At 68.3% G+C, this 3,033-nt stretch carries 2 protein-coding genes and 1 pseudogene; 1 reads left to right on the top strand and 2 read right to left on the bottom strand.

Annotated elements, in window-relative coordinates:
- Positions 1 to 677: hypothetical protein (locus U9980_RS26700; RefSeq protein ID WP_322770456.1), on the bottom strand; the 677-nt coding region annotated here is incomplete at its 3' end.
- A 95-nt stretch (positions 678 to 772) separates the two neighbouring features.
- On the opposite strand from U9980_RS26700, the gene U9980_RS26695 reads away from it, so the two are divergent.
- Positions 773 to 1,687, top strand: coding sequence for a hypothetical protein (locus U9980_RS26695; RefSeq protein WP_322770455.1), 915 nt, complete (start codon positions 773 to 775; stop codon positions 1,685 to 1,687).
- Between the two features lie 208 nt (positions 1,688 to 1,895).
- On the opposite strand, the pseudogene U9980_RS26690 reads toward U9980_RS26695, so the two are convergent.
- Positions 1,896 to 3,033, bottom strand: a pseudogene (locus tag U9980_RS26690) (hypothetical protein); the annotation flags it as partial.

Genomic DNA, 3,033 nt, shown 5'->3' with positions numbered 1-3,033 from the left:
GGGCTACCCAACGTGACCAGCAGGGGAAGTCTGCCACCCATCCGACAGGCAGCTTCGAAGGCGACCACGGACCCGAGGGAATGCCCGATCAGTACCCGGGTGTCGGCACCGACGACACCGGCGACCCGGGCCTGGACCTGCTGGCGCAGCGCGGGTTCGTGGAGGTAGCGCACGACCTGCACGAGCGCGCGGACGACGAACCGCTGCGCGACGGCCATCCCGAACGGGCCGAACCAGCGCAGCCGTGCCACCGCCGCCAGCGCACCGCGGGCCACGTTCCCGACGCCCTGCAGCTCACCGAGCCTGCCCTCCAGCCGGGCCACCTCGTCCTGGGCGGTACGCCTGTCCGCCTCGGTGCCCGCCGCGCCGGCGGCCCGGCGGAGCAGGACCCCGGCCAGTTCTTCGAGCGCCGCCACCTCGGACGGGTCGAGGTCACCCAGGTCGGTCGACCGGCCCTGCCGGTCCGGCGGGTCGAACAGGTCCGCGTAGAAAGCCATCTCGACGGCGAGCGCCCCGGCGGTTGCGGGCGGTTGGCGGAGTCGGACCGCGAGGCTGCCATGGCCGGCCTTCCACACGCCGTCGGCGAGCGCGGCCTGCCACGGGCCGGCCAGCGTCGCCGGCCCCCGCTGCTGCTGCCCGATCCCGTGCACGAACACCACCGCAGCCACCACCGGCACCCCCCGTCACCTGGCGTGAGCCGTGACTCTCCCACCGGTATTACACACCCGACCCGGCACATACCCGTACAGCATCGGCCAGTTACGGTCACACCGTGCTCGCTGCGCTGCTGCCCGGTCTGCGAGACCTACGTGCACCGGTCGCCGCGGGCTACCTGTGGCTGTTCGGTCTGTGGCTCGTCTTCGCACCGCACCTTGAGCCCTCGGCGCATCCGACCGGCGTCGTTCACGACGTCGTCACACTCGGCAGTGCCGCCGGGCGGGCCGCCGTCACGGCAGCGGTCACCTTTGCCGCGTACCTGGTCGGCGTGGTTTCCATTGCCGCCAACCCGTTGATCAATCGGCTCGGGAATCTCCTCGCCGCCACCCGTCTGCGTCGATTCATGCCCCGCGCCCAATGGCAACGTGTTCGCGCCACGATCATATCGCTGGTCTACCTGCGCATAGACGAACGTTTCCTCGCCGACGGCGTCATCCGCGCGGAAACAGCGCGACGGCTCCACGCGGTTCAGGTCACCGCTGCCGCACACGGCACCAGTCTCGCTGCGGGCTTCGAGGCGGATCCGGATATCGTCATCGAACAGGCCCGCACCATCCCGGCGGTGCGTGCCCGTCTCCTCGACGCGCTGCTCGACACCGCTGACCCCCAGGAAGAATGCAGGCTCGATCTCCTGCGTACCCCCGTCCGGATCGTGGGCCGTGAAGCCGATATCTACGCCGCCTACGACCGCTACCGGGCGGAATACGAACTCCGGATGGGCCTGGTGCTCCCCTTCACCTTCCTGATCGGAACTCTTGCGGTAACGGCAAACCCGTGGTGGGCGGCCGGAATATTCGTCTCAGCGATCCTGCTCTACCTGGGCGTGGCCGCGAACATCCAGGCCTCCACCGTTCTCACCGAATCAGTCGGAGCACGACGTATCGACCTACCGACCCTCGAACGCCTCGCCACACACGACCTGCCCTGGCGTGATGAGAACGGTGTGCTTATCCACCTCGCCGAACAATAGCCGGCGAGTAAAGCCCACTGACAACCACGAAACGAACATGCGACAGGAGGCGATCGACGCCGCTGGAGAGCAGTTGCCGACAATCAAGAAAAGACACGACCCTCCCAGCAGCTGCTTGCCAAATCTAGAGACTTGCCAAGCATAGGCAACTTCCTGGATCTGGCAACTCGTTGCCGTCTACGGCTGGGATGCGAGCGTTGATCTTCATCTATCTCGTTGCGGTCGTGGACGACGGGCAGTGGATGAAGCGGGTGAGCTGGCCGGTCAACGGCCAGGACCGCCGGCCGGAGTCGTCCGGGCACCAGCCGAACGCGGCGAGCATGCTGTCAAGGCTGTGAAGGCTGTCAGGGAACACCAGGTTGTATGTGATCAGGTACAGGGCGCCCGCGTCCGGACGCGCGGCGAGGAACGCCGGTATCGAGGTGTTCCAACCCAGCGGGGGTAGGACCAGGGTGTTCACCTCGGCGATCGGCAGCCGTGGTACAGCCGGCGCCTGGTAACCGCTGTAGTACGACACGTAGTACTGCTGTGCCTTGTACCACTGCCTTTCATCCCACCGGCCGGGGATCACGATCTGGATGTCACCCGGCCGGGAGGTCCGCTCGGCGGTGGCGACCAGCTCCCGCATGTCCCCGAGGAGTAGGGGACTGTACGCACTGGCCCGGATCTGGAGGATCCGCTGGGCGCTTACCGCCGTCACGGCCACGGCTGCGGCCACAACGACCGCCAGCGGAACGGCCAGTACGGGGATCACCATGACCGACCGTCGGATTCGCCAGACTCGTCCGATTCGCGCGTGTCCGATCCGTGACCGGGCGAGCCCGACCAGAGCCGATGCGCCGATACCTGCGACTACGTACAGTAACGGTAACACGAACAGGTTGGCCCGCACGAATCCGACCGGCCACTGTCCTCGCGCCGAGGCCAGCACGATCAGCAGCAGCGTTCCGCCGAGCGCGACCAGCAAGGCCCGGCCGGCCCGGCCGCGCGCCGCGACATAGCTGCCGACCGCCCAACACAGCAGTGCCCCCGCGATCACGCACACGTGGAGTCGCTGGTCGGGGTCGGCCAGCAGCGGCGAACCGGTGAAGGGCGAGCCGAACTGCCCGTCGGGACGGGTCATCGCCGCCGTGAACGCGTTGCGCGGCAGCTCCCAGCCGGCCGTGCGCAGCTGGCCGACCGCGGTGTTCCGGGTGATGAAGAAGTTCCGCCAGTAGGGATTCGCGGCCAGGTAGCTCTGCGGCAGGACGAACAGCGCGAGATGCACGGCCCCGGTGGCGCCGACCAGCACCGATCCGATCAGGCGCAGGACGGCCGGACGCCGTGAGTGCACCACCCGGCCGGCG

The sequence above is a fragment of the Protofrankia sp. Cr1 genome (genome assembly GCF_963555865.1).
Classification (GTDB): Bacteria; Actinomycetota; Actinomycetes; order Frankiales; family Frankiaceae; genus Protofrankia.
The sequence above is the reverse complement of the archived record's forward strand: the minus strand, read 5'-3'. Positions and strand labels throughout refer to the sequence as shown.